The organism is Aurantiacibacter zhengii (assembly GCF_003584125.1).
GTDB lineage: Bacteria > Pseudomonadota > Alphaproteobacteria > Sphingomonadales > Sphingomonadaceae > Alteraurantiacibacter > Alteraurantiacibacter zhengii.
Map to the genome: position 1 here is coordinate 580,468 of NZ_QXFL01000002.1, position 26,125 is coordinate 606,592.

29 protein-coding genes and 1 other RNA gene are annotated in these 26,125 nt (G+C 64.4%); 14 read left to right on the top strand and 16 right to left on the bottom strand.

Annotated elements, in window-relative coordinates:
• Positions 1–54 precede the first annotated feature (54 nt).
• From D2V07_RS06420 to D2V07_RS06450, 7 genes are all read right to left on the bottom strand, one after another.
• Complete coding sequence (locus tag D2V07_RS06420) at positions 55–795, bottom strand: anti-sigma factor (RefSeq protein WP_119585851.1); 741 nt, start codon at positions 793–795, stop codon at positions 55–57.
• Positions 792–1,388 (bottom strand): sigma-70 family RNA polymerase sigma factor, encoded by a 597-nt coding sequence (locus D2V07_RS06425; protein ID WP_119585853.1) that lies wholly within the window; start codon positions 1,386–1,388, stop codon positions 792–794. Before D2V07_RS06425 ends, D2V07_RS06420 begins: the two co-directional genes overlap by 4 nt.
• Positions 1,388–1,717, bottom strand: a complete 330-nt coding sequence (locus tag D2V07_RS18540; protein ID WP_158586778.1) for a hypothetical protein — start codon at positions 1,715–1,717, stop codon at positions 1,388–1,390. Before D2V07_RS18540 ends, D2V07_RS06425 begins: the two co-directional genes overlap by 1 nt.
• Positions 1,714–2,640 carry a cation diffusion facilitator family transporter gene (locus D2V07_RS06435; protein ID WP_119585854.1) on the bottom strand — a complete coding sequence of 309 codons (927 nt, stop codon included), beginning with the start codon at positions 2,638–2,640 and terminating at the stop codon, positions 1,714–1,716. Before D2V07_RS06435 ends, D2V07_RS18540 begins: the two co-directional genes overlap by 4 nt.
• Before the next feature lie 178 nt (positions 2,641–2,818).
• Positions 2,819–3,490 (bottom strand): monofunctional biosynthetic peptidoglycan transglycosylase, encoded by a 672-nt coding sequence (gene mtgA, locus D2V07_RS06440; protein ID WP_119585856.1) that lies wholly within the window; start codon positions 3,488–3,490, stop codon positions 2,819–2,821.
• Positions 3,491–3,583: 93 nt separating this feature from the next.
• Positions 3,584–4,486: an RNA polymerase sigma factor RpoH gene (rpoH, locus tag D2V07_RS06445; RefSeq protein WP_119585858.1), complete on the bottom strand. Its 903-nt coding sequence runs from the start codon at positions 4,484–4,486 to the stop codon at positions 3,584–3,586.
• Positions 4,487–4,610: 124 nt separating this feature from the next.
• Positions 4,611–5,573, bottom strand: a complete 963-nt coding sequence (locus D2V07_RS06450) for an RluA family pseudouridine synthase (RefSeq protein ID WP_119585860.1) — start codon at positions 5,571–5,573, stop codon at positions 4,611–4,613.
• Between the two features lie 62 nt (positions 5,574–5,635).
• Here D2V07_RS06450 and D2V07_RS19045 point away from each other — a divergent pair, with 62 nt between their 5' ends.
• The 4 genes from D2V07_RS19045 (at position 5,636) to rnpB (ending at position 8,370) form a co-directional block, all read left to right on the top strand.
• On the top strand, positions 5,636–6,331 hold the full coding sequence (locus D2V07_RS19045; RefSeq protein WP_325049001.1) for a Mov34/MPN/PAD-1 family protein: 696 nt from the start codon (positions 5,636–5,638) through the stop codon (positions 6,329–6,331).
• A gap of 192 nt (positions 6,332–6,523) precedes the next feature.
• A complete protein-coding gene (locus D2V07_RS06465; protein WP_407641585.1) occupies positions 6,524–7,123 on the top strand; it encodes a histidine phosphotransferase family protein in 600 nt (199 codons plus the stop codon).
• Positions 7,124–7,272: 149 nt separating this feature from the next.
• Positions 7,273–7,911 carry an N-acetylmuramoyl-L-alanine amidase gene (locus D2V07_RS06470; protein WP_119586135.1) on the top strand — a complete coding sequence of 213 codons (639 nt, stop codon included), beginning with the start codon at positions 7,273–7,275 and terminating at the stop codon, positions 7,909–7,911.
• Positions 7,912–7,968: 57 nt separating this feature from the next.
• Positions 7,969–8,370, top strand: an RNA gene (gene rnpB, locus D2V07_RS06475) — RNase P RNA component class A.
• 13 nt (positions 8,371–8,383) lie between these two features.
• On the opposite strand, the gene D2V07_RS06480 is transcribed toward rnpB, so the two are convergent.
• On the bottom strand, positions 8,384–9,193 hold the full coding sequence (locus D2V07_RS06480) for a metallophosphoesterase family protein (RefSeq protein WP_119585864.1): 810 nt from the start codon (positions 9,191–9,193) through the stop codon (positions 8,384–8,386).
• A gap of 286 nt (positions 9,194–9,479) precedes the next feature.
• On the opposite strand from D2V07_RS06480, the gene D2V07_RS06485 reads away from it, so the two are divergent.
• Entirely contained in the window at positions 9,480–10,229 is a 750-nt protein-coding gene (locus tag D2V07_RS06485; RefSeq protein ID WP_119585866.1) for a TorF family putative porin, read from the top strand.
• Between the two features lie 71 nt (positions 10,230–10,300).
• Here D2V07_RS06485 and D2V07_RS06490 read toward each other — a convergent pair whose 3' ends face one another.
• Entirely contained in the window at positions 10,301–11,044 is a 744-nt protein-coding gene (locus D2V07_RS06490) for an SIMPL domain-containing protein (protein WP_119585868.1), read from the bottom strand.
• 86 nt (positions 11,045–11,130) lie between these two features.
• On the opposite strand from D2V07_RS06490, the gene D2V07_RS06495 reads away from it, so the two are divergent.
• The 5 genes from D2V07_RS06495 (at position 11,131) to D2V07_RS06515 (ending at position 14,568) form a co-directional block, all read left to right on the top strand.
• Complete coding sequence (locus D2V07_RS06495) at positions 11,131–11,568, top strand: VOC family protein (protein ID WP_119585870.1); 438 nt, start codon at positions 11,131–11,133, stop codon at positions 11,566–11,568.
• Between the two features lie 28 nt (positions 11,569–11,596).
• The gene (locus D2V07_RS06500; RefSeq protein ID WP_119585872.1) at positions 11,597–12,172 is read left to right on the top strand and encodes a DMP19 family protein; all 576 of its coding nucleotides are present in this window, start codon (positions 11,597–11,599) and stop codon (positions 12,170–12,172) included.
• A gap of 48 nt (positions 12,173–12,220) precedes the next feature.
• Positions 12,221–13,705 (top strand): ribosome biogenesis GTPase Der, encoded by a 1,485-nt coding sequence (gene der, locus D2V07_RS06505; RefSeq protein WP_119585874.1) that lies wholly within the window; start codon positions 12,221–12,223, stop codon positions 13,703–13,705.
• A gap of 20 nt (positions 13,706–13,725) precedes the next feature.
• A complete protein-coding gene (locus tag D2V07_RS06510) occupies positions 13,726–14,235 on the top strand; it encodes a DUF2721 domain-containing protein (protein WP_119585876.1) in 510 nt (169 codons plus the stop codon).
• Positions 14,236–14,367: 132 nt separating this feature from the next.
• Positions 14,368–14,568, top strand: a complete 201-nt coding sequence (locus D2V07_RS06515; RefSeq protein WP_119585878.1) for a hypothetical protein — start codon at positions 14,368–14,370, stop codon at positions 14,566–14,568.
• 9 nt (positions 14,569–14,577) lie between these two features.
• On the opposite strand, the gene bfr is transcribed toward D2V07_RS06515, so the two are convergent.
• From bfr to D2V07_RS06535, 4 genes are all read right to left on the bottom strand, one after another.
• Positions 14,578–15,081: a bacterioferritin gene (bfr, locus tag D2V07_RS06520; protein ID WP_119585880.1), complete on the bottom strand. Its 504-nt coding sequence runs from the start codon at positions 15,079–15,081 to the stop codon at positions 14,578–14,580.
• A 131-nt stretch (positions 15,082–15,212) separates the two neighbouring features.
• Complete coding sequence (locus tag D2V07_RS06525; RefSeq protein WP_119585882.1) at positions 15,213–15,404, bottom strand: (2Fe-2S)-binding protein; 192 nt, start codon at positions 15,402–15,404, stop codon at positions 15,213–15,215.
• Between the two features lie 107 nt (positions 15,405–15,511).
• On the bottom strand, positions 15,512–16,789 hold the full coding sequence (locus D2V07_RS06530; RefSeq protein ID WP_119585884.1) for a DUF418 domain-containing protein: 1,278 nt from the start codon (positions 16,787–16,789) through the stop codon (positions 15,512–15,514).
• A gap of 74 nt (positions 16,790–16,863) precedes the next feature.
• On the bottom strand, positions 16,864–18,066 hold the full coding sequence (locus D2V07_RS06535) for an SPOR domain-containing protein (protein WP_119586137.1): 1,203 nt from the start codon (positions 18,064–18,066) through the stop codon (positions 16,864–16,866).
• 262 nt (positions 18,067–18,328) lie between these two features.
• Here D2V07_RS06535 and D2V07_RS06540 point away from each other — a divergent pair, with 262 nt between their 5' ends.
• The 3 genes from D2V07_RS06540 to D2V07_RS06550 are packed head-to-tail and all read left to right on the top strand — an operon-like array spanning position 18,329 to position 20,984.
• The gene (locus D2V07_RS06540) at positions 18,329–19,051 is read left to right on the top strand and encodes a ParA family protein (RefSeq protein ID WP_119585886.1); all 723 of its coding nucleotides are present in this window, start codon (positions 18,329–18,331) and stop codon (positions 19,049–19,051) included.
• Positions 19,052–19,062: 11 nt separating this feature from the next.
• Positions 19,063–19,509, top strand: a complete 447-nt coding sequence (locus tag D2V07_RS06545; protein WP_119586139.1) for a hypothetical protein — start codon at positions 19,063–19,065, stop codon at positions 19,507–19,509.
• Between the two features lie 14 nt (positions 19,510–19,523).
• On the top strand, positions 19,524–20,984 hold the full coding sequence (locus D2V07_RS06550; protein WP_119585888.1) for an SPOR domain-containing protein: 1,461 nt from the start codon (positions 19,524–19,526) through the stop codon (positions 20,982–20,984).
• Positions 20,985–21,047: 63 nt separating this feature from the next.
• Here the strand turns inward: D2V07_RS06550 and D2V07_RS06555 are convergent, their stop codons facing one another.
• Genes D2V07_RS06555 through D2V07_RS06565 form a run of 3 tightly spaced genes read right to left on the bottom strand, consistent with a single transcriptional unit; the run spans position 21,048 to position 24,062 of the window.
• The gene (locus D2V07_RS06555) at positions 21,048–21,821 is read right to left on the bottom strand and encodes an SDR family oxidoreductase (protein WP_119585890.1); all 774 of its coding nucleotides are present in this window, start codon (positions 21,819–21,821) and stop codon (positions 21,048–21,050) included.
• On the bottom strand, positions 21,811–23,034 hold the full coding sequence (locus tag D2V07_RS06560; protein WP_119585892.1) for a dihydroorotase: 1,224 nt from the start codon (positions 23,032–23,034) through the stop codon (positions 21,811–21,813). Before D2V07_RS06560 ends, D2V07_RS06555 begins: the two co-directional genes overlap by 11 nt.
• Positions 23,031–24,062 (bottom strand): aspartate carbamoyltransferase catalytic subunit, encoded by a 1,032-nt coding sequence (locus tag D2V07_RS06565; RefSeq protein WP_119585894.1) that lies wholly within the window; start codon positions 24,060–24,062, stop codon positions 23,031–23,033. Before D2V07_RS06565 ends, D2V07_RS06560 begins: the two co-directional genes overlap by 4 nt.
• A 112-nt stretch (positions 24,063–24,174) precedes the next feature.
• Here D2V07_RS06565 and sppA point away from each other — a divergent pair, with 112 nt between their 5' ends.
• The gene (sppA, locus tag D2V07_RS06570; protein WP_119585896.1) at positions 24,175–26,079 is read left to right on the top strand and encodes a signal peptide peptidase SppA; all 1,905 of its coding nucleotides are present in this window, start codon (positions 24,175–24,177) and stop codon (positions 26,077–26,079) included.
• The last annotated feature ends 46 nt before the right edge of the window (positions 26,080–26,125 follow it).

Here is a 26,125-nt window from a genome sequence, read left to right on the forward strand (position 1 = left end):
TCCGGCTTGCGAGAGGAGTTACGGAGCGACGCGGACAAAGGTCGCAAATTAATTTCAGATGGCGGTGAATTCGCCCTCGGCCACCACCGGCCCGGCATCCGCGTCGGCGGGCTTTCCGCCCAGCGGTTCGCGGGTGAGCACCAGTTGCGCGCCGTCCCTGAAATCCCCGGCAAGGTCAGGCGAGACGCTGAACCGTGCCTCTTCCCCCGGCACGATAACGCCCAGCGAGTGCAGGTCCCCTGCCCTGTCCACCAACCATAGTTCGTGATCGTGCACGCCATCGGGCACAAGGCCGGTTGAGGAGACGGTCAGTTGCTGCCGCTCCGGCACCCAGGTCAGCGCGAGGCGCAGCGGCGTGTCGGCGATGGGGATGGAAGCTGCCAGCAATGGGTCTGGCGCAGGCTCGGTCGTGCGGACCGGAGGAGAAATGGCCACGAGCAGCGACACGACCGCGACCGCGCCCAGCCCGGCTGCGACGATGCGCCAGCGCATGATGCTGGTGCGCATGGCATCCAGCGCGACGATGTCCGTCACTGCGCCTTGCGCGTCGTCGTCCGACATACCCGCCTCGATACGCTGCCACAGCGACGCGGGCGGCTCCACCGCGTCCCACCGTTCCAGCAGCGGAGCGAAATGATCTTCCCAGTGCGCCACCGCGTCGGCGAAGTCCGGCTCTCGCGCCAGCCTCCCGCGGGCGAGAAGGAGGCGCTCGCCTGTCAGCAGGCCAAGCACGAATTCGCCGGCGAGCACTTCGTCCGCGGTCAGGCCGGGAATGGGGGCGGGTTCGTCGGTCATTGTCTCTCGATACAGGCCTTCAGGCGGGAAAGTCCGCGATGGACCCGCGATTTCACCGTGCTGAGTGGCACGTCGTCATCCTCGGCAAGCTGAATGTAGGTCGCACCGCCCAGGAACGCGCGGGAAATGGCGCTGCGCTGGCGTTTCTCCAGTTGCTCCAGGCAGAAATGGATGCGCGCGTCGCGCTGGTCGAGCTCGATCTGGCCATCGGCAGGCACGCTGCCATCGGCGACGTGCGCCGCTGCCGCTTCCGGCACGGATGCGTGCGCCACTTTTCCGCGTGTGCGCAGCCGGTCGACGGCGCGGTTGCGGGCCATCGTCGCCAGCCAGCTGATCGGGCTGGCGCGCGCCGGATCATAGCGCTCGGCACGCTTCCACAGGTCGAGATAGATATCCTGCACCGCATCCTCGGCTTCGCGTTCATCGCCCAAGATACGCAAGGCAATGCCGTAAAGTTTCGCCGATGTCGCACGGTAGATGTCTTTCAGGGCGCTGCGGTCCCCGGTGGCGAGCCGCGCGATGTCCGCCTTCAATGCCGCCCGCGCTGCCTCGGCGTCACTGTCTCGATCGACGCCAAGGGGCGCCTGCTGCATCAGCGCGGTTCCGGTTCGGGGGGAGGTGATGCGGGGGGTGGCGGTGGTGGGGCGGACGGCTCCTCAGCTTCCGGCAGCTGCGGCGGTGCCAGCACCTCTGCCCATTCGTCCAGCCGCCTATTGCACCTGAGATCCCCGCTGCTGCCCGCGCGCAGGCAACCCTCCTGCTGGGCGCGCTGCAGGGCCTCGCCCAATGTCTGGGTCTGTCGCGGCTGCGCCAGCAGGTCTCCGCGATTAGCGACGATGTGATCGGTGGAGGTGCAGCCTGTGGCAGAGAGAGCCGCGACCGCCAGAGTGCCGAAGGTCACCGCAATGCCAAGCTGCCTCATGCGCAGTCATCCCTGCAATCTTCGAAAGTGGTTTCGACTTGCAGGGTAACATGCCCGATCGCGTGGTGATGCTCAAGTTCGTGCGAGGTTTCGCGCAGGAAAGCGTCGCCCGGATGGCCGCCCGGCATTACCAGATGCGCCGTCAGCGCTGTCTCGGTGGTGCTCATGGGCCAGATGTGCAGGTCGTGGACCGCCTCCACCCCCGGCAGGCCACGCAGGTAGGTGCGCACTTCTGTGTCGTCCACGCTATCGGGCACGGCGAGAAGGCCCATCTTCACGCTGTCCTTCAGCAGGCCCCAGGTACCCCAGGCGATCACCCCCACGATCACCAGGCTGACGATGGGGTCGATAACGATGGCCCCCGTCCACAGGATCGCCAGACCAGCTATCACGACGCCTACCGACACCAGCGCATCGGCGGCCATGTGCAGGAACGCGCCGCGGATGTTGAGATCGTGCTTGCGCCCGCGCATGAACATTAGCGCGGTCGCCGTGTTGATGACGATGCCAATTCCCGCCACCCAAATCATCGTCCAGCCTTCCGGCTCGACGGGATCGATCAATCGGTCGATGGTCTCGATCAGGATGGCGCCGATAGCGACCAGCAGCAACATGGCATTGGCGAAGGCGGCAAGGATGGTGGAGCTTTTCAGGCCGTAGGTGAACCGGTCCGACGGCGGCTTCTTGGCGGCCACGCTGGCACCCCAGGCGATCAGCAGGCCCAGCACGTCGGAAAGGTTGTGCCCGGCATCGGCGACCAGCGCCATCGAACCGGAGATGAACCCGAAGGTCGCCTCGACAATGACGAAGCCGGTGTTGAGCACCACCCCGATGGCGAATGCGCTACCGAAATCGGCAGGCGCATGCGAATGGCCGTGGCCCCCGGCATGGTCGTGCCCTGTATGGCTGTGCGAATGTCCCAAGCGGGCTCCCTGTTCTTCCCTTTGCCCCGGCGTCGACTTAGGTCACACCAAGATGTGCCGCAAGTTTAATGTTTTGAATCAAGGTGTTATGAAATATCATGCTTGCGATACTATATCACATAACATGAGAGGCAAGTATCTGAATTGATTGCGTAGCAAGGGGACCAGCCCAGAAGCATCAATCGTAGATACAGGCATCCAGCCCGTCGCGCCGCACCACGCCGATGCGCGCCTCGATGGTGTTGCCGTATCGGGCTGTAAATCCGCCCGGGTTCACCGCCTCGCGGGTCTTCGGCGACGGCAGGACAGCGGCGATGCGGCTGGCCTCGTCAGCCGAAAGGCGCGCGGCGGAGTGGCCGAAATACCGCTGCGCCCCGCTCTCCACGCCGTAGGTGCCCAGCCCCGTCTCGGCGACGTTGAGGTAGACTTCCATGATCCGGCGCTTGTCCCACAGGTTCTCGATCAGGAACGTAAAGTAGGCTTCCAGCCCCTTGCGAAACCAGCCGCCGCCCTGCCACAGAAAGACATTCTTGGCGGTTTGCTGGCTGATGGTGGACGCGCCGCGCTGGCGCTCTCCGCGTGCGCGTTCCTCCAGCGCTTCCTCGATGGCTTCGCGGTCGAACCCGTCGTGCGTGCAGAACTTGGAATCCTCCGCCGCGATCACCGCGCTCACCATGTTGCGATCGATGCGCGAAAGCGGCTCCCAGTCGCGGGTCACGCTGCGTTCGTCCATCAGCATGGTGGCGGTATAGGTGACGGGCACGAAACGCAAAACCAGCACCAGAGCCACGCTGATGATGACGAACCACAGGACAAATTTGGCGATGAACTTGAGTATGCGCAGGACCATGCGCGGCTCCCTACAGGATTTGCGCGGTGTAACGAAGATACGAAAAAGGGGCAGCACCCGAAGGCGCCGCCCCTTTTCGTGTCAGCCGACGTGTTACGCGGCCGTCGGCATCAGCCTTTCGCCGGCGATGCGCTGCATCGCCTTCTGCAGCTTCTCGAAAGCGCGCACCTCGATCTGGCGGATACGTTCGCGGCTGACATCGTAGACCTGCGACAGCTCTTCCAGCGTCTGCGGGTTCTCCGTCAGGCGGCGTTCGGTCAGGATGTGCTGCTCACGCTCGTTAAGAGCGCCCATGGCTTCCACCAGCATTTCGCGGCGTACGTCGGCTTCCTCCGCATCGGCAACGATGGTGTCCTGCAGCGGACGGTCGTCCGTTAGCCAGTCCATCCATTCGCCGCTGCCTTCCTCGCCATTGCGCATCGGCGTGTTGAGCGAGCCGTCGCCGCCCATCATCATCCGGCGGTTCATGTTGACCACTTCCTGCTCCGGTACGCCCAGATCGGTAGCGATCTTGGTCACGTCTTCGGGCGACAGGTCGGAGTCTTCATAGGCCTCCAGCTGCTTTTTCATCCGGCGCAGGTTGAAGAACAGCTTCTTCTGCGCGGCGGTGGTACCCATCTTCACGAGGGACCACGAGCGCAGGATGAATTCCTGGATGCTCGCTTTGATCCACCACATGGCATAGGTCGCCAGGCGAAAACCGCGATCGGGCTCGAACTTTTTCACGCCCTGCATCAGGCCGACGTTGCCTTCGGAGATGAGATCCGAAACGGGCAGGCCGTAGCCGCGATAACCCATGGCGATCTTCGCCACGAGCCGCAGGTGGCTCTGCACCAGCTGGGCTGCTGCATCGGGGTCTTCGTGCTCTTCGTAACGCTTGGCGAGCATGTATTCCTGCTCGGGCGTCAGCACGGGGAATTTCTTGATTTTCGACAGGTACCGGTTGAGCCCCTGCTCACCGCCGAGTGCCGGAACGGTTGATCTGACTTTACTCACTTTTGTCCCAAACCTTTCTTTGTCGTCGACCACTCGTTTCGGGCCCCTGATGGGCACCCGGATCTGGCGGTCACATTGGGTGCAACTCTCTTATAGCGCACCACAGGCCGATTTAGGGTGCATTTCATCGATTGGAATGACCTGTTTGGTCGATAAGTTCCCGCATATCGGCTGGCAGATCGCTGGAGAACGACAGGGCGTTACCGGTGACGGGATGGATGAAACCGAGTCGCGCGGCATGGAGAGCCTGGCGCTCGAAACCCAGGGCCTTGATAACAGGCCGTAAAGCGGCTGGAGTGCGTCCGTACACAGGGTCTCCTATTAGCGCATGACCGATTGACGCAAGGTGAACCCTGACCTGGTGGGTTCGCCCGGTTTCCAGCCGGCATTCGATCAAGGAACAGTGATCGAGCCGTTCCAGCGTGCGGAAATGCGTGATGGCGTGCTTCCCGCGCTTCGAATCGTCGGGCAGCACGGCCATCTTCTTGCGGTCCCGGTCGCTGCGCCCGAGTCGCGCATTCACGGTGCCCGAAGCCGGACTGGGATGACCGCCGCACACGGCGAGATAGGCGCGCTCCAGCGAGTGATCAGCGAACTGCTTCGCCAGCCCCTCGTGCGCCGCATTGCTCTTGGCGACGACCAGCAGGCCGGATGTGTCCTTGTCGATGCGGTGGACGATGCCGGGCCTCGCCACGCCGCCGATGCCGGAGAGCTGCCCCTGGCAGTGGTGCAGCAGGGCATTCACCAGCGTGCCATCGGGATTTCCCGCTGCGGGGTGCACCACCATGCCTGCCGGCTTGTCGACCACGATCAGGTGATCGTCCTCGTAGGCGACCACTATGGGGATATCCTGTGGACAGGCCTGTGGATCGCTTGGGGGCGGCAGGTGGATAGAAAAGCTCGACCCCGCTTGAACTTTGGTACTGGCGCTGGTGGCAGCCTTCCCGTCCACCTCCACCTTCCCCTCGGCAATCAGGGCCTTGATCCGTTCGCGCGACAGATCGGCCACTTCCGCCAGCGCCTTGTCCAGCCGGGTGGCGCTGTGGATAGTTCCGGTGAGGGTTTGGGAGGCGGTTTGGTCAGACACACCCCCTCTTTACCGTCTGCCCTGAGCTTGTCGAAGGGCTGTCTTTCACTTAGCGCAGGGGAGTGCCTTTCTGGACTTATATCCTTCACTGCAATGCGGGCCGTTTCTATACCGGCCACACCGACGATCTCGACAAGCGGATCTGGCAACACGAGAATGGAGTGGCTGCCGGTTTTACTCGCAACTTCCTTCCGGTGAAATTGGTCTGGTCTCAGGAATTTACCACCCGCGAAGAGGCGAAGGCGGCGGAGAAGCAGATCAAGGGATGGTCGCGGAAGAAGAAGCTGGCGCTGATCCGCGGCGACTGGGATGCCGTGACCCGTTACGCAAAAAGCGAAAGCAGCCCTTCGACAGGCTCAGGGCAGTCGGTATGGGTGGAAGGCGAGGTAATCGATTTGCTTCGCGGCGAAGCGGCGCGGGCCTATCCCGCGGAATGCTGCGGCATCCTGCTGGGCCGCGACGAGCATATCACCGCCGCCGTTCCCGCGCGCAACGTCCATCCTGCCCCGCAGACACATTTCGAAATCGATCCGCAGGCCCTGATCGACGCGCACCGCACCGCTCGGCAGGGTGGTCCGCAAGTCGTGGGCTATTACCATTCGCATCCCGAAGGCCCGCCCCGCCCTTCCGCCACGGACCGCGCCCAGGCCGCGCACGACGGCATGGTGTGGGCAATCATCTGCGCCGATGCGATTGGCTGGTGGCATGATACGCCAGACGGTTTTGCCGCGCTTCCCTACCGGGCAATCCCGGCCTAGATACCCGGCGATGAATTGCCCGCTGCATCCCGTTGTCACACTTTTTGACAAGTGCGGGTGGCAGCGTGGAATTTTTGCCCTAGGACAGTGTTCCAGGTGTTCCACATTAACGCCAGACCAAGGCCACGAAACCACCCGATGACTTCTTCTCTCGATCTTGCTTCCCTGCTCTGCTCCCGCCTTTGCCATGACATGCTCAGCCCCGTCGGTGCACTGAACAACGGGCTGGAGCTGCTGGCGGACGAGAAGGATCCGGCGATGCGCCAGCGGTGCCTCGACCTGCTGGAACAGAGTGCGCGGATCTCCGCCAACAAACTCAAGTTCTTCCGTCTCGCCTACGGTGCCGCAGGCGGGTTCGGAGAGCAGGTGCCGGTGGACGAGGCGCACGAACTGCTCACCTCGCTGACCGAAGCGGACGAGCGGCTGACGCTCGAATGGGCGGTAAGCGAGCCGACGCTGTCCAAGCCCGCGATCAAGGTGTTGCTGAACCTTGCGGCGATGGGTCTCGATTCCCTGGTGCGCGGCGGAACGCTGGCGGTTGGGGCAGAGCGAAACGGCGGCCAGACGGAGATCGCCATTCGCGCCGGTGGCCCGCGGGTCGCCTTCGATGCCAATATCGGCAAGGCGCTGGATGGCTCGCTGGATGCCGACGAACTCTCCGGCCGCACCGCCCCTGCCCACCTCATCCGCCTCATCGTGGAGCGCGATGGCGGCGCGGTGCAGTACCATCATAGCAAGGAAGCCCTGGTTCTTGGCGCCATGCTGCCCGATCCCGAAGGCATGATCGGTTGACCGAGCGGGACGCCAACGGGGGGGACACAGGGCCCGGCACGGGGTCCGACTTCGGCCAGGCTGGCCAGCAGCTTCCGCTGAGCGAGGATGAACTGGTCCACCGCGAGGCTCTGTCGCCCAACCACGACGAACGCACCCTGCCCATCTCCATGGTGGTGATCCACTACACGGAGATGCAGGACAAGGGCTTCGCGATCGAACGGCTGTGCGACCCGGAAGCCAAGGTTTCCGCGCATTACCTGATCGGCGAAGGCGGTGAAGTGGTGCGGCTGGTGCCCGAAGAGAAGCGCGCCTGGCACGCAGGCGTTTCCTACTGGCGCGGTCACAAGGATGTGAATTCCGCCAGCATCGGGATCGAGCTCGATCATCCGGGCCATGCCTATGGCTACCGCGAATTTTCCGAGGCGCAGTTTGCCGCGCTCGTGCCGCTGGTGGCCCGCCTGGTGAAGACATACGACATTCCCCGCGCGAACGTGGTCGGTCATTCCGATGTCGCGCCAGGCCGCAAGATCGATCCTGGCGAACTGTTCCCGTGGGACCGGCTGGCGGAATATGGCCTGTGCCTGGCCCGCCCGGAAAAGCTGGAACTGGGCGATCCGTTCGATAACGACGCCGCCTTTTACCTGGCGCTGGAACGGTTCGGTTACGACATCACCGATGGCCACGCGGCAGTAGAGGCGTTCCAGCGTCGCTGGCGGCCCGAACGGATCGACGGCAGGATCGACGGGGAAGTGCGCGCGATCCTGTACCAGTTGCTGCTGGACCGTGACCGGGGACTGGCCCGCTAGACCCGCGCCATCATCGGCGCTTCCCTGTTCGCCTTTCCCGCCCTATATGCCCTGTCGCCGGGGAGCCGGGCAGCCGCGTGGCCTTCGGGCCTCGAGGAAAGTCCGGGCTCCACGAAACAAGGGTGGCGGGTAACGCCCGCCGTGGGCAACCCCAGGGAAAGTGCCACAGAGAGCAAACCGCCGATGGCTGCTTCGGCAGCACAGGCAAGGGTGAAAGGGTGCGGTAAAAGCGCACCGGGGTTCTGGTAACAGCGCCCGCATGGCAAACCCCACCCGGAGCAAGACCGCATAGGGGTCTCGCGCCTTTTACAGGCAGGAGTGTTTCGCTCCGAGAGACCCGGGTTGGTTGCTTGAGCGTGGGAGCAATCCCACGCCGAGATGAATGGCTGCCCCCGCGCACGCTGGTCCGCAAGGAAACCGGTCGCGGGACAGAACCCGGCTTACAGGCTCCCCGGCATTACCTGTTCGGCAATCAGGTGACCAATGTATCGCTGGTAACGGAAATGTTGCCTTCGCCGTCGTCCACAGCGGTGATGTAGCGGCGGCCATCGCCTTCCAGCACCAGCGCCGTAAGGCGACCGTGGCAATAGGCACCGGTATCGATGCCGATGCGGTTGCCCTGGTCCTGCGGTGTCTCGCTGATCGTATGGCCGTGCACGACAACCCCGTCGAACGGCTCGGCATGGCTGAGGAACGGCTCTCGTATCCAGCGCAGCTTGGCAACCTGCTGCTCTTCCATCGGCAGGCCCGGTTCGATCCCGGCATGCACGAAGATATAGTCGCCGATGGTCACGATGTTTTCGAAACCCGCGATGAAATCGAGGTCCTGCTGCGGAACCAGCTTCATCATCAGATCCTGTATCTCATCGATAGAGGCACGCGAGTAGACGTTCTTGTCCATGCCGTAGCTCAACAGCGTCTCGCGTCCGCCGTGGCGCAGGAAATGGCGCAGCATGTCCTCGCTCTCGAAACTGCGCAGGAACATCTCTTCGTGGTTGCCGGCGATGATGTGCACGTTGCGGAACTTCTGCCACTCGCGCGCCAGCGCCAGTACGTTGACGCTGTCCGGCCCGCGATCGACCAAGTCGCCAAGGAGCACGACCGACGCCGTCGCCGGTCCCTGTTCGCGGTTATCCAACTCGATCGCTTCGATCAGGGCAATGAAAAGGTCGCTGCGACCGTGGATGTCACCGATCGCGTACACACGTTCCCCATCGGGCACTCTGGCCTCGATCTGCGGAGTTTCTGGAGCCGCCTTCTTGGATCGAAAGAATTGAAACATGATCAAACCGTGTTGCGCACATAGGGATAACGCACAAACGTTCAATCGCTCCAAGTGCTGCACGCAAAATGGGTGGGAATTCCTGTCACATTGCTGAATGTGGTGCCGAAATCACACACTTCAATTTTGCGAGGACGGCGCAGCGCAATTTTTCTTGTGCAATGCACAATCGCTATGCAAGATAGCGATGCTTTCGCGGCGAATTGGCACACAAAAGATGCCAACACGCGAATGGCGCAGGTGGGACGAAGCATCAGTTCACCCAAAGCAATTGAGGAAATTGCCCATGCTTACGTCCGTCCGCAGCCTTGCAGCTGCTTCTGTTTTTGCACTTTCCGCTGCCCTCGCGGCTCCTGCCATGGCGCAGGACGAAGATGGCGGCATCGGCGTCGAAGTTTCCGCCAACGTGGCCATGGTCAGCGAATACCGTTTTCGCGGCGTTGACCTGTCCGGCGGCGAATTCGCCATCCAGGGCGGTGTCGATGTCGGCCTGCCCGCCGGTTTCTACATCGGTACCTGGGCCTCTTCGCTCGACGAGCAGACCGTCGGCTACGGCAGCACCGAGCTGGACGTCTACGGCGGCTGGGCCGGCGAATTCGGCAACGTATCCACCGATGTCGGTGTGATCATGTACATCTATCCCGATGCCGGCGCAGGCGACTTCGATTACGTCGAATTCTACGGTTCGGTCGGCGTGGGCCTTGGCCCGGCCGACGTGACCCTTGGCGTTGCCTATGCGCCCGACCAGGATTCGCTGGGCGGCACCGACAACTTCTATCTCTATGCAGATGCCGGTATCGGCATTCCGGGCACGCCCGTCAGCCTGTCGGGCCATGTCGGCTATACCGACGGCTTCCTCACCTTCACCAACGACGGCGAAGCCATCGACTGGTCGCTGGGTGCAGCCGTGGCCGTACCCGGCACGCCGCTGGAACTTGGCGTCGCCTACATCGGCGTAGAGGGCGATCCACTGATCGATCCGGCCGGTACCTTTACCGACGATGCCGTGGTCTTCACGCTTTCGGCCAGCATCTGACACTCAATCGCGTAAAGCGAGGAACGGGAGGGCCCGTACCGGCAACGGTGCGGGCCCTTTCGCATGCGGTATCAGTCCAGCATGAAGTCGATGGTGGTGACGACCCGCACCTTCTTGAACGGCGAATCGGCCTGACCCCAGCCGTTCTCGTCGCCATCACGCGCGGTGATGGAGAAATAGCCCTGCGTCGCGCTGCGGATGCTGCCAACGCCCGCGCCCGAATCCTTGGCGAACTGTTCCGCCGCGCCGCGTGCATCCTGCGTCGCTTCGGCCACCATTTCGGGCTTGATCCGCTCCAGCCCGGTGAAACTGAAACTCATGTTGGAGCTTTCCAGCAGCACGCCGCGCCGCACCAGCTCGAATTCGCGCCGCACCGCCTGCTGCGCCCGGTCGACATCGTCGGTGCGCAGGCTCATGCGCTGGTTGACGGTGAAACGCGTGATCCCGTCATCGGGCGTGTAGCTGGACGCGCTTACCGATACCGGCTGCAACGCGTCTTCGGGGAAGCCGAGTCCGGCGAAGAACTCTCGCAATTGCTGGGTGTCCCGGTCGACGCTGCTTTGCGCCTCGGCCAGATTTCCAGCGGTGGAGGAGTATGACAGCGTCCACACAGCAAGGTCAGCAACGACATCGCGTTCCGCCAGGCCGCGCACGGTCACGGTGCGATCGGCCATTTTCGCCCGCACCAGCCCGTCACCCGTCATGAACCCGCCCACGCCTAGGCCGATGGCAACGATCGCCGATGCAGCCACCAGCGGAGATTTCCAGAATGATCCGGCTTGGGAAGGAGGGGTATCGTCACTATAATCGGTCATCGCTGCTCTCCAGGTTCGTGCACCACGATACCGCTTAACCTGAGAGCGATGAACCGTGTTTGAATAGCGATGAATGGAGTTTTCCGATGACCCAGTACCTGCACACCATGATTCGGGTCACCGATGCCGACGCGACGCTGGATTTCTTCAAGCTGATCGGCGTGGAGGAAGTGCGCCGCAAGGACGTGCCGCAGGGCCGTTTCACGCTGATCTTCCTCGCCGCGCCGGGGCAGGAGGGGGTCGCCGAGCTCGAACTGACCTACAACTGGCCGCCCGAAGACGGCAGCGCGCCCGAAACCTACGATGGCGGCCGCAATTTCGGCCACGTCGCCTACCGAGTCGAGAACATCTACGAGACCTGCCAGCGGCTGATGGACGCGGGCGTCACCATCAACCGCCCCCCGCGCGACGGGCACATGGCCTTCGTCCGCTCGCCGGACGGCATCAGCGTCGAACTGCTGCAGGACGGCCACCTCGATCCGCAGGAACCGTGGGCCAGCATGGAAAACACCGGCACCTGGTAGGCCACGGAAGCCCTCGCCCGTCCGATCCATGTACTTCTGGGATCATCCCAAGGCCGCGACGAACGTGGCCATCGATTCGGTCATTGTTCGCGCCGGACACGCAGGCGCTGACGATCCCGAATTGTTGTGCATGGATATCGCGGACTTCACCTTCGCGATGATGCAGAGCGGCCGCTATCCGATGGCATCCATTCCGCAGCCCGCGCTGATGGGCGCGGCTTTCAAGATCTATGTTGGAGAGGTCTACAACGGCGGGCACGCGCAGTTCATCGGCAATTCGGAATGGGGCGCGGACGATGTCGGTCTGGTATCTGCCTGCCTGAAACACGTCGAGATACCGCAAGTGGAGCGGATCTACGCCGATCTGCTGGCCTACGAGCGCACCAGTCCAAAGACGTTTCACAAGGCCGACTGGCGCGATCAGGTTCTGGATGCCCTCGACAAGCGCCTTTTCGCTCTGGACCGCGAAAGCATCTTCGCGCCGCTCGAAAGATGGTTGAAAGACAGCCTCACGCTGTTTCCTGTTCCCGCCGAAAATTGGCACAGTGTTGTTTACGAACTGGCCGCTCGCAACCGCGATCCGCAGGGGCACAAGGGCCACTAGCCGCGTTCTTAGCTTGCGATTCGCGCAAACAAGCGCCACCTGCGGCCCATGAAAACGCGCAGGCTCCCCCAGGTGGTCATCATCGGCCGCCCCAATGTCGGCAAGTCGACCCTGTTCAACAGGCTGGTTGGCAAGCGGCTGGCGCTGGTCGATGACCAGCCCGGCGTGACGCGCGACCGGCGCATGGGGCTGGCGGGCCTGTCAGGCCTCGAGTTCGAAGCCGTCGATACCGCCGGTTGGGAAGACGAGGACGACAGGTCCCTGCCCGGACGGATGCTGGCGCAGACGCAGGTCTCGCTGAAAGGCGCCGATGCCGCGCTGTTCGTGATCGACGCGCGCGCCGGCCTGACCCCGCTGGACGAGGAAATCGGTCGCTGGCTGCGACAGCAGGAAGTGCCCGTGGTGCTGATTGCCAACAAGTCCGAAGGCAATGCCGGCGAAAGCGGCATACTCGAAGCCTATTCGCTGGGCCTTGGCGAACCCGTGCCCGTCAGCGCCGAGCATGGCGAAGGCGTGGCCGACCTCTATTCCGCGCTCATCCCGCTGATCGACGAGAAAGCCGACCTGATGCAGCTGGAGGCCGACGCCGAAGCCGCGATTGCCGCCGACAAGGCGCGGGCCGCTGCGGAAGCCGGGGAAGAGCTGGAAGAGATCGATCCCGCCGCCCCGCTCAGCCTTGCCATCGTGGGCCGCCCCAACGCGGGCAAGTCCACGCTGGTCAACCGGTTGCTGGGCGAAGATCGCATGCTGACAGGTCCGGAGGCCGGGATCACGCGCGATTCCATCGCCATCGACTGGGAATGGACCGATCCGAAATCGGGCGAGACGCGGATCATCAAGCTGATCGACACGGCCGGGATGCGCAAACGCGCCAAGGTGGTCGACAAGCTGGAGCGCCTGTCCGTGCAGGATGGCCTTCGCGCCGTCGACTATGCCGAGGTGGTCGTGCTGCTGCTGGATGCGACGCGCGGGCTGGAAGTGCAGGACCTGAAGATCGCCAGCCAGGTGATCGACGAGGGACGCGCGCTGATGGTGGCGATCAACAAGTGGGACATCGCCGAGGATCCCAGCGGGCTGTTCAACGGCATTCGCGGCGCGCTGGAAGAAGGCCTCTCGCAGCTCAAGGGCGTGCCGCTGTTCGCGGTGTCCGCCATGACCGGCAAGGGGCTGGACACGATGCTTGCTGCCGCATTCGAACTGCGCGAGGCGTGGAGCCGCCGCGTGCCGACCTCCGCGCTCAACCGCTGGTTCGACGATGCGCTGGGAGCCAATCCCCCGCCTGCCCCCGGCGGACGGCGGATCAAGCTGCGCTATATCACCCAGGTCGGCACCCGGCCGCCGCGGTTCGTCATCTTCGGTTCGCGGCTCGACGATTTGCCCGCCAGTTACGAGCGCTACCTGCTCAACGACATTCGCCGCAAACTCGGTTTCGGCGCTGTGCCGGTGCGCCTGACGCTCAAATCGGCAAAGAACCCCTACGATTCCAATCGCGGCGGTGGCGGCAAGTTCAGCGGCGGCCAGGGCCGTGACTAGGGTCCGCGACTGAGGTGCCCATGTTCGAAACGCTTTCCCTGACCGGTGAATTGATCGAACGCACATCCAGCACGGCCCGCGTGCAGGAGATCGTGCAACTGAGCCTCGCGCCGGTGTTCCTGCTGGCAGCGATCGGCGCGATGCTGAACGTGATGAACCTTCGCCTGACATGGCTGTTCGACCGGATCGAACTGATCGAACGGCAGGAGGAGATGGGTGAAGCCGGACGCGAGGTGGAGGAACTGCCTGCGCTGATCCAGCGGCAGAGCTATGCGCAAAAGGCAGTGAACCTGTCGACGCTTGCAGCCCTCACCATCTGCGTGGTGGTTGCCGTGCTGTTCATCAGCGCTTTCATCGAACCGCGCATCGGTACGCTGGTGGCCATCTTGTGGGTCGCCACGATGGTGCAGTTGTCCGGTGCCCTGCTGCTCTTCTTCCGCGAGACCAGCCTTGCCCGCGCCACGGCGCGCGAACGGCGCAAGCGCAGCCGCGAAATCCTGGCGCGAAAGCGCGAGGAAGAAATCGGCTAACCCGGATTTCGCACGACCTGCGGCGAAGCGACTGGTTTATCCGACAGACCGAGCCGCCTGCCTCACCCCCGTCACGCTTTTATGGTGTTGTAATGATTGGGCTCTGTTGAGGCCCAGGAGGTGAAGGGATTAATGCAGCGCTATCAGCTTGATTTTCGGACCGATGCCAGCGGCGCACCGCAGAGCTTTGACGTGCCGGACATCGCGACCGCGCTGGTGGTGGCGGATATCAACCTGGCGGATGGCCAGGCCAGCCTGCGCGATGGCGAGAAGCTGGTCGCCCGGCTGGAGAAGCGCCACGTGGGCGGCTCCTCCTACTGGCACGTAAGCTAGGGACAGCCGTCAGGCCGCTCCCGCGTCGTTCTCACCTTCTCCCGCAGCCTTCGAATTAAGCTGCACGTAATTCTGGATTCCCATCCGCTCGATCAAGTCGAACTGGGTTTCCAGGAAGTCGACATGCTCCTCCTCGCTGGCGAGGATATTCTCGAACAGCTGGCCCGAGGTGAAATCTTTCACCTCCTGGCAGTAGTCGGCAGCTTCGCGCAGCAGCGGGATCGCTTCGTACTCCAGTTCCAGATCGGCCTTCAGGATTTCCTCGACGGTTTCGCCCACCTTCAGCTTGTGCAGGGCCTGGAAATTGGGGAGCCCGTTCAGGAACAGGATACGATCGGCCAGCCAGTCGGCATGCTTCATCTCGTCGATCGACTCGTGTCGCTCGTACTCGGCCAGCTTGTAGACGCCCCAATCGTTCAGCACGCGGTAGTGCAGCCAGTACTGGTTGATCGCCGTCAGCTCGTTGGTGAGAGCCTTGTTCAAATATTCGATGACCTTGGCATCGCCCTTCATGGCATGTCTCCTGGGTGAAATTCCTGAAAGGCAGTTGGTCAGGAACGCTGGCTCAATGCAAGCGAAAGCGAACGCGCAAACCGCGAAAAATGGCGGAAAACCGCGCTATTGCGAATGCAAATCAGGTAAGGTCAGGCAGCGGCCAAGGGACAGGCCAGGGCCTCTCGCTCTTCCGCGATAACGCCCTCTGCCTCTTCCAGGCACTGGCCGCAATTGGGCCGCTTGCCCAGCTTCGCGTAGACCGATTCCGCACCGCCACGATGCTGCCGCGCAGCCTTGCGCAGGTCATCTTCCCGAATGGCGTTGCAGATGCAGGTGTACATGGGCGTGCGAATCTCTCGAAACTGATCCTTTGAATTGACGTCAAGTTAATGCGACTAAATTGCATTAGCAAGCTATTTGCGAACAATTCTCAAGATCGTTTCGCCTGTTATCGCTTCAGCGCGAACACCTTCCCGTAGGTCAGGCAGCGCCACAGCCACTCCAGCGGGCCGTAGCGGTATTTTGCGAGCCACGGGCGCGACCAGGCCAGCATCACTGCCCAGCCAAGGGCCACGACAAGGTATAGCTCCGGCCGGGTCAGCTCGCCCCACAGGCCCCCCGCCCAGGGATGGAAGATCAGCATCATCAGCACCGACGTGCCCAGGTAATTGGTAAAGGCAGCGCGGCCCGCGGCAGACAGGCGCTCTGCCAGCCAGCCGCTGGCGGCATTGCCATACAGGGCCAGCAAAAGTGCAAGGCCCAGGACCATCGGCAGGCGGGGCAGCATGGAGAAAGCCATCATCGCCGAGAGCGTACCCCAGTAGGTGAAGCCGCCTGCCTTGGCCCACAGCGCCAGCCACAGGCACAGCCCGGCGCCGGTGAGAAACAGGCCCCAGCCCCATGCACGGCGTTTGCCCGTGTCGCCACCCGTTCCGAACCAGCCAAACCGGTAGAAGGCCATGCCAATCAGCATCAACGGCAGCGTCTCGAAGACGAACAGGAAAATTGCGTTGAACGGATCGGCGGCGTGCTCGGCGAAATTGTGCACGACGAAATCGGCGTAGGAGCCTTCGGTCATGATGGGGACTTCCGCCGCATCTTCGGCGATGGCAGCTTGTTTGCCCTCGGCGATGGAGGCGCGCGCCTCTTCCATCCCCTCTGCCTGCCCCAGCGACGTTTCCGCCATGAAATAGGCAGAGCCGAAAGTGAGAGCGTAGAACAGCGCGCCGACCACATATCCGATCAGCCCCAGCGTCAGCAATTTGCCCGCGGTCATCCGCAGGAAAAACATCGCGCCGAACCCGGCCACGGAATAGAGGATCAGGATATCGCCGCGCCAGATCAAGAAGTAGTGGATCAGGCCGAACAGCAGCAGAAACACCAGCCGCCGCGCCAGCAGCGTGCGGGTCGCGCCGCGCTCCCACGCCTTTTCCATGAACAGCGCCATCCCGGCACCGAACAGCAGGGTGAACAGCCCGCGCATCTTGCCGTCGATGAGGACGAATTGCACCACCCACAGCCAGTCGGCGGTGGTATCGTGACCGGTCAGGAAAGCGTCGGGCCAGGAATAGGCACTCCACGGCTGGCCAAAAGCCACGATGTTGGCAGCCAGGATCCCCAGCACCGCGAACCCGCGAATGAAATCGAGGCTGGCAAGCCGCTCGCCCGCCGCGGCAGGCTTCAACTCCTGCATCTCGCCGTCGGGCGTCGCCATTTCCTGCGTCATGCTGCTTCCCTCCTGTGCAACCCGCCAGCGTTATGGCGGGGCACCGGCGGTTTGGGAAGCAATCGCGTGGCCGGTCAGTTACGCGTTACAAGGCAGTCGATCCCGGCACGCTGGAGGCTGGAACAGGCCGACTGTGCCTCTGCCTGCGATGCAAAACCACCGGCCTGCACGACCGTTACCCGTCCCCGGTCCAGGAACAGCCGCTGGCGCCCGGCCAGCTCCGCTCGGCCCGAAACCCTGCTCCACAACCGCTCGGCATTGCCGGCAACGCCGAAGGCACCAAGCTGCACCCGCCACGGTCCGCTCCTCGCAGCCGCCGGACGCGGTGCAGGCGCTGCTGCCGTTGCAGGTGGCGCGGCGGCGACCGCCGCACGCTGCGGCGGCGGGGAAGGTCGCGGTGCAGGGGCCGGTGTGGACCGGGCATAGCTTGCCCCGGCCTGCGCCGGATCTTCCATGCCGGTCGCCTGCCGGGCCTGCTCCACCGCGTCACGCGCGGCGGCGACGGAGGGCGAGACCGAAACCGAAGGGATCGGACGCGGCACCCGCGATACCGCCGCAGTTTCTGGCGCAGTTTCTGGCGCAGAAGGCCGCGCCGCTGGAGGCGTCGTGGTCTGTATCGGATCTTGCCCCGGCACTGATGCAGGCGCCGAAAGGTCTGCTGCGGCCAGTTGTACCGACCGCGCCTGCTCCGCCTCCGTTTCCAGGCGGCGCGCCAGCGCGGCACCGCTCTGGCGCTGTTCCAGCGGGATGAAGGCATCCATCTGTTCGATGGCGGGGCCAGCCTGCGGCAGTCCGGCTCCGTTCGCCAGCGTCAGCAGGGCATAGGCGCGCTCCCAGTCCCGTTCCACCATGTCGCCGTTGAAGTGGGCAATGCCGATAAGATACTGCGCACGCGGATCGCCGCGGGTGGCGGCGGCCTGCACATAAGGAAGCGCCTCTTCCCGGCGGCCACCCTGGAACAGCATCAGGCCATAGGTATCGGCGGCCTGAAGGTGCCCTGCCAGGGCGGCTTGACGATAGAGCTCTTCTGCCCGCTCCATGTCGGTTGGCACGCCGCGGCCCAGCCGATAGGCCTGGCCCATGTTGAACATGGCATCGGGATCGCCCGCCTCTGCCGGTCCCTGCCACTCCGCCACTGCCGCGGCATAGTCTCCGCGAGACCATGCATCCACGCCGTCGCGCACTGTCGCACCAAGTGGAGCGGCCAGTGCCAGCGCGGCCAGCGCTCCCAGCGCTCCGGCCGCCTTCGTCCAGACGGTTCTTGTGTTGTCAGCCATTGCCATTCTCATGTCCCCCAAGAGGCGATCTGCACGATGGCATAGTAAACGAGCCATTAGCAAAGCGTTTATCCGCAGCAAATTTCCGGTCCGCACACACGCATGCCGGTCGCGGCCAAGCCCTCGCCCCGCGATCACGATCGACGAAAAGCTGTCCGGAAGCCGGGCCGAATTAACCCAAAATAAAGGGTAGTCTGCGAAGCCAATAGGCGAAGGCCCGAAATGAGACTTGGTCGGGTCGCTTGTTCTAGGGGGAATCGCGTTGCGCGTTTTGGCATTGGCATCGCAGAAGGGTGGCTCGGGTAAGACCACTCTATCCGGACACCTCGCTGTCCAGGCGCAGCGCGCTGGCGCAGGCCCGGTCGTGCTTATCGACATCGATCCGCAGGGATCGCTGGCCGACTGGTGGAACGAGCGCGAGGCGGAATATCCCGCTTTCGCGCAGACTACCGTGGCCCGGCTGGCAAACGATCTCGCGATCCTGCGCCAGCAGGGTTTCAAGCTGGCGGTCATCGATACGCCGCCCGCCATCACCATGGCCATCCAGTCGGTGATCTCGGTGGCGGAACTCATGGTCGTTCCCACCCGCCCCAGCCCGCATGACCTGCGCGCCGTGGGTGCCACGGTCGACCTGTGCGAACGTGCCGGCAAGCCGCTGATCTTCGTGGTCAACGCGGCGACGCCCAAGGCGAAGATCACCTCCGAAGCCGCGGTCGCGCTGTCGCAGCACGGCACAGTGGCCCCGATCACCATTCACCACCGCACCGATTTCGCCGCCTCGATGATCGATGGCCGCACGGTGATGGAAGTCGACCCCGAAGGTCGCAGCGCGCAGGAAGTCACTGCCCTGTGGCACTATGTCGCCGATCGCCTCGAAAAGAATTTCCGCCGTACGGTATTCGCTACCCCCGGCAGCAAGGCCGGGCAGGCCAATGGCGCAGCCCGCGCCCAGGGCGGGGGCTTTGGCCGCCGCGTCGCACAGTAATGGGGCGCGCCATGTCTGAAAGCAATTCGTTCGCCTCGCTCGGCCCCATGCTGCTGGCCCGCAAGGGCACGGCAAAGCCCGCCATGCGGGTGCAACTGACCCAGAACGACCGCACCGCCACGCTGGGTGACGATTTCGACCACCTGGCCGAAAGCCAGTCAGCGCTGGGTTGGAACGACATGGGTTTCGAAGACCAGGTCGTGCCCCTGCGAGTGGCGAACGATATCGCGGAAACGGCCTCCCTGCGCGAACGTCGCAAGGCCGTGGAGCAGGGACGACGCGCCGCATTCACGCTGCGCCTCGATGCCGAACGCCACCTCAAGCTGCGGCTTGCCAGCACGATGCAGGATTGCAGCGCGCAGGAACTGGTGACCGAGGCGCTCGACCGTTTCCTGTCCGAAATTCCCGAACTCGATTCCATCGCCGCGCACGTCGCCGGCAACAAGAGCAAGTCCTGAAGGGGAGCTATCCGATGAACGGCCCAACAAACGGCAAGCACAACCGCAAATCGGCAATCGGCCTCGGCATTTCCACGGCGATGGCCGCGGTATTGCTGTCTGGTTGTGCCGGAAACGCGATGCCGACCGCCGCAGTCGCCGCTTCCGATGCGCAGCACGCGATGGATCGCGGACACACCAGCGAAGCGATCCAGCACGCCGAACTCGCCGTGACGGCAGAGCCGCACAACGCGCAGTATCGCCTGACTCTGGGCAATGCCTACCTGCAGGAAGGCCGCTTCGCCTCCGCTTCCACCACCTTCCAGGATGCGATGACGCTGGGTGACAACAGCCCGCGCGCCGCTCTCAGCCTCGCCCTCGCCCTTACCGGAGAGGGCCGCTTCGCCGAAGCCTCTGCGCTGCTGCGCGACTGGGAAGGCGAGATCGCCGCAGCGGACCTTGGCCTTGCCCTGGCGCTGGCCGGAGAACCCGAGCGCGGCATTCACGTTCTTACCAACGCGATCCGCCAGGGCCAGAACACGGTCAAGGTGCGCCAGAACCTCGCCTATGCCTATGCCGTGGCCGGGCGCTGGCGCGATGCGCGCGTGATGGTGGAGCAGGATGTTCCCGCCGACCAGGTTGGCGCACGCATGCAGGAATGGGCGCAGATGACCCATGCCGAGGCCTATCAAACCCGTGTCGCGGGCTTGCTGGGCGTCCCTGCCGGAGTGCGCGATGGTGGCCAGCCGATGCACCTGGCGTTGAATAGCAGCCCCGCCATGGAACAGATGGCCGTCCAGGCCATGCAGCCCGCTGCCCCTGGCGGCGAACTGGCGGCGCTCGATCCCGTGGCCGATGCGCCGGTTTCGGCCAGCAACGAGCCGGAAATCGGGCTCGACACTTACCAACAGGGTCCTGCGCCCGACGTGAGCTTTGCCGAATCGTTCGCCCGGCCCACTTCCGAAATCCCGGCACTTGCCCCCGTCACCACCGACACCATGGCCCTGGTCAGCTCGCCGCTGGCGCAGGAACCGGCCCGTGAGCGTGCCAACCGGCAGGCCGGCGAAGCTTCGCCGCGCCCCGCCGCGCGCCGCTATGCCCAAACTGCCGCCGCGCCGCGTGCCGCGGCAGCGCGCCCGGCCCCGGCGGCCGAACCCGCGATGGCCCGTGTCGCTTCGGCTGGTCCGGTGGCCGACGCCACGCACCTTGTGCAGCTTGGCAGTTTCTCCAGCGAACAGGGCGCTCGCCGCGCCTGGGGCATCTACGTCAGTCGCCACCCGGATCTCGCCAACCACGAAATGGTCATCACCGAAGCGGTGGTGCGCGGCAAGCGCTACTGGCGCGTTTCGGCAGGTGGCTTCAACGTCGCTTCCAGCCGTTCGATGTGCGCCAACGTGAACGGGTCGAATTCCGGCGAAGGCTGCATCACCTGGGCTGCCAGCAGCCCGCTGCCCGGTGCGGTGGATCGTGGCGGCGTCATGCTCGCCCGCCGCTGATCGCAAAGCCAACGCTTTTGAAAGGCCCCTTTCCGCAACCGCGGAAGGGGGCTTTTTCGTTATCTACAGCGAATATCCGCCGTCGCTGACCAGCGTCGTACCGGTCATCGTGCCGGATGCACCCGATAGCAGGAACAGCACCTGGCCGGCGATCTCCTCGGCGCTTTCGAAGCGGCCCATCGGGGTCATCCCCTCGGCCATTGCCGAAAGCGCTCCTGCACGATCGCCCTGATGCTTTGCCACCAGGTTATCGAAGAACGGCACCCCGTCCCAGATGCCGGTATCCACGCCGCCCGGCGCGATGGCGTTCACCCGTATCCGGCGGGGCGCGCCTTCCTTCGCCGCGATCTTTGCCATGTGGATGACTCCGGCTTTAGATGCGCCGTAGGGGCCGATCCCCGGCTCCGCCTTTACGCCCGCAACCGAAGCGGTTAGGACGATGGCCGCACCGTCGCTCGCCAGCCGCATGGAACTGCGCAGCGAAAGGAACAGTCCGTCGAGATTGACCGAGATCACCTTGCGCCATTCCGCGAACGACATCTTGGCAAAGGTTGCGGGCTGGCCCGGAATACCGGCGTTGAGGAAGGCTGCGTCGAGCGTGGTGCCTCCATCGCTAGCGTCGGCCTCTACCGCGTCCCACAGCGCCTCGTCCGCGACATCGCCCGCGTGCAGCGAAACGGCGCACGGCAAGTCCATCGCCGCCAATCGCTCCTTGTCGAGATCGACGAGGACCAGGTGCTCTGCGCCCGCCTCCGCCAGTGCGCGCGCTGCGGCAGCGCCGATGCCCGATGCGGCCCCTGTCACAAGCGCCCGCTTGCCCGTGAAATCATGTGTCAATGCGCACTCCCCCCTTCCAAAGCGCCGTCACCCGGCCCTGCACCGGCTGCCGGTCGAACGGCGTATTGCCCGCAGCTGCCGCCATCTCGCGCGAATCCACGATCCAGGGTGCCTCTGGATCGAGCAGCGCGATGTCCGCCTCCAGCCCGTCCTCCAGCGATCCCGCCGTGACTCCCAGCAGCCGCGCCGGATTGCGGGCGAGCAGGTCGAAGGCGCGCACCATGTCGATCACTCCGTCACGTACCAGCGTCAGGGTCATGGCCAGCAGGGTCTCGGCACCCGCCATGCCCGGCGCGGCGTCGGCGAAGGGCAGGTTCTTGTCCTCCGGCCCGCGCGGATCGTGGCCGCTGGCGATCACGTCTATCGTGCCATCGGCGATAGCCTCGATCACGGCATGCCGGTCATCCTCCTCGCGCAGCGGCGGCGAAAGGCGGGTGAAGGTGCGGTAGTCGCCCATCGCGATGTCACTGAGCATGAAATGGGCGGGCGTTACCCCGGCGGTAATGTTCACTCCGCGCGCCTTTGCGGTTCGCACCAGTTCACAACCGGCGCGGGTGGTAACCTGCCGGGCGTGCACGCGCGCGCCGCTCATTTCAGCGAGCGCAATATCGCGCGCCAGCGCCAGCGCTTCCGCCTCCTTGGGGGCGCTGGGAAGGCCCAGCCGTGTCGCTATTTCGCCTGCGGTGGCCGCCGCCTTGCCCGCAATTCCGCCATCCTCGGCATGGGTGACGACGACCATGTCGAGCATTGCGGCATATTGCAGCAGGCGCAGCATCACGCCGCTGTCGGCAATCCACCGGCGGCCGGTTGCAATCGCCAGGGCGCCAGCCTCCCGCATCATCGCGATTTCGGCCAGATGCGCGCCGTCCAGCCCCTGCGTCGCGGCGGCCAGCGGGTGAACCCACAGATCGGGCTTGCCGCTTGTCGCCATGAACCGCACCCGCGCCGGATAGTCCAGCGGCGGGGAGAGGTCCGGCATCAGCGCGGCGCGGGTAATGCCGCCAAAGTGGAAGGCTGGCTTGTCGATTGCGAAAACGCCGAGATCGACGATGCCGGGCGTCACCAGCTTGCCACGGGCATCGATCACCTCGTCGCCATCATGCGCTTCGCCCGTGCCGATCAGGCCATCGGCGCAGCGCAAGGCGGCATCTTTCAGGCCATCCGGCAAAACCAGCGTGCCGTTGACGATGGTGAAGGGGCGCACCTGCTTCATACCCATTCCCCCTCCCCCCAGCCGGGAACAGCGCGCGCCTTGCGCGTCAGCACGTCGAGGCAGGCCATGCGGATTGCGACACCCATCTCCACCTGGCTGGTGATGATCGATCGTCCATCCATATCGGCCACGGTGCTGTCGATCTCCACCCCGCGGTTCATCGGCCCGGGATGCATGACGATGGCATCGACCCTGGCCAGTGCGAGGCGTTCCGGAGTCAGGCCATAGAGATACCGGTATTCGCGCGGAGAGGGGATGAATTGCCCGTCCATCCGCTCGTTCTGCAGGCGCAGCATCATCACAACGTCGCTGCCATCCAGCGCGGCATCGAAATCGTGGAACGGCTGCGCGCCCATCCGCTCTATCCCGGCAGGCATCAGTGCGGGAGGCGCACACAGGCGCACCGTGGCACCCAGCGCCTGCAGGCACAGGATGTTGGAACGGGCCACGCGGCTATGCAGGATATCTCCGCAGATCGTCACCGTCATGCCGGTGAAATCTTCCGCGTCCTCGCCACGCTCGCGCAGCTTGTGCCGCAGCGCCAACGCATCCAGCAGTGCCTGCGTGGGGTGCTCGTGCTGACCGTCACCGGCATTGAGGACAGGGCAGTCGACCTTGCTGGCAATCAGCCCCACCGCCCCGCTGCTGGCATGGCGGATAACGATGGCATCGGCGCGCATGGCATTCAGTGTGACGGCGGTGTCGATCAGCGTCTCGCCCTTCTTCACGCTCGACTGCGCTGCGTACATATTGACAACGTCCGCCCCCAGCCGCTTGCCCGCGATCTCGAACGAAAGCAGCGTGCGGGTGGAATTTTCGAAGAAGGCATTGATGATGGTGAGGCCCGCCAGCTGCTCGGAATGCTTGGCCGGCTGCCGGTTGAACGCGACGTACTGCTCGGCCTCTGCCAGCAGGTAGAGGATCTCGTGCCGTTCCAGCGAAGAAATGCCGATCAGGTCGCGGTGCGGAAAGGCTCTTCCGCCCTTGGGAAAGCGGCTGCCGGAGGAGGCGTTTTTCGGCGATGTCATTAAAGCATGGCCCTTAGTCGAGCCTCATCGACCGCTCAAGCTCTTATCTCTGGCCCTTGCCGCAATCGCCGCCTAGATGTGTGCGATTATTGGCAAAAGGGATCGTGATTACATGGCATTTGCAGGCAAGGTCTGGCGGCTGCTGGTCGGCGTAAAGGATGCGCTGGCGCTGATATTCCTGCTGCTGTTCTTCGTGGCCCTGTTTGCCATCCTCAGCGCACGGCCCAATCCCGGCATGGTGCGCGAGGGCGCGCTGCTGCTGGATATCGACGGCAGCGTGGTGGAGGAAGTGTCCCCCATCGACCCTATCCAGGCCCTTCTCTCGCAGTCGATCCCGATACGCGAATATGCCGCGCGCGACCTTGTCCTCGCTATTGACGAGGCGGCGGGCGACGAGCGGGTGGAAGTGCTTGCACTTGACCTCACCGGCTTCCTGGGCGGCGGGGCCGTGCACATGAGCGAAATCTCCGGCGCGCTCGACAGGTTCCGCGCCGCGGGCAAGCCTGTCTACGCCTACGCCTACGCCTATGGTGACGATGCCGTGCTGCTGGCTGCCCATGCCGACGAGATCTGGGTGGACCCGATGGGCGGCGTTGTAATCATGGGGCCCGGCGGGGAAAGCCCCTATTTCGGGCAGGCGCTGGAACGCTTCAACGTAACCGCCAACGTCTTCCGCGTGGGCGCGTACAAGAGCGCGGTTGAACCGTGGACCCAGGCAGGCATGTCTCCGGAAGCGCGGGAAAATCTCACGCAGCTGCTGGCAACGCTGTGGCAGGAATGGCGCGCCAACGTGACTACCGCCCGCCCCCAGGCCGACATCGAACTGGTGACAGAGAATGTCGCCGAATGGATGGCAGCCTCGAACAACGATCCCGCGCAGGCCGCACTGGCAGCCGGACTGGCGGACCGGATCGGTACGCGGGTCGAATGGGGTGAGCGGATCGCCAACGAAGTCGGCGAGGACGAATGGTCCGACGAGCCGGGATCGTTCGCTGCGACGCAGTACGATCCGTGGCTGGCCGAAGCGCGAGGGAAGGTCGATACCGGGGGCGACGGCCGCATCGGCGTGATAACCGTGGCTGGCGAGATCAGCGACGGCGAGGCCGGGCCCGGTTCTGCGGGCGCGACGCGCATCGCCCGCCTGCTGGACAATGCGCTGGATGACGATCTCGACGCACTCGTGGTGCGGGTCAACTCGCCCGGCGGCACCGTCACCGGGTCCGAAACGATCCGGCGTGCAATCATGCGCCATCGCCAAGCCGGAACGCCCGTGGCCGTATCGATGGGCAATTACGCCGCTAGCGGTGGCTACTGGATCGCCACGCCCGCCGAACGCATCTTTGCAGAGCCGGAAACGCTGACCGGGTCGATCGGCGTTTTCCTGGTCATCCCCAGTTTCGAAGGGGTGCTGGCCGAATACGGCGTCACCACCGATGGCGTGCGCACCACCGGGCTTTCCGGCCAGCCGGATATTCTCGCTGGGTTCACGCCGGAGGCAAACGCCCTGCTGCAGGCATCGACGGAAAGCTATTACGCCCGCTTCCTGGCGCTGGTGGCCGAAGCGCGCGGCATCACCCCGGAACGCGCCGACGAGCTTGGCCAAGGCCGCGTGTGGGATGGCGGCGCCGCCCGGCAGCTCGGGCTGGTGGACCAGTTCGGCGATCTCGATGCTGCGATCGCCTGGGCTGCGGGCCGGGCCAACCTGGACGAAGGCGCCTACGAAGTACGCTACCTGGGCGACAGCACACCGACCTATGACACGCTGCTCGCCCAGTTGCTGCTCGGCGGCAACGATGCCAGCCAGGAAGGCAGCCGCGATCTCGCTTCCATCTTCGCCCGGCGGGAGACCGCACAACTGGGCCAGGTGATGCAGAGCATCGACAGCTTCATGGCAGCCGAGGGTGTGCAGGCACGGTGCCTGGAATGCGCCGCCGTCCCAAGCGGAGCACGTCCGATAAACCCGAAGGGTTCCGGGCCGACGTGGCTGGGCATGCTGGCGAAACTCGCCTTCGACTGACGGACTGTAGCGTTCGCCCGCAAACAGGCCTTGTCTTGGCCGGGCG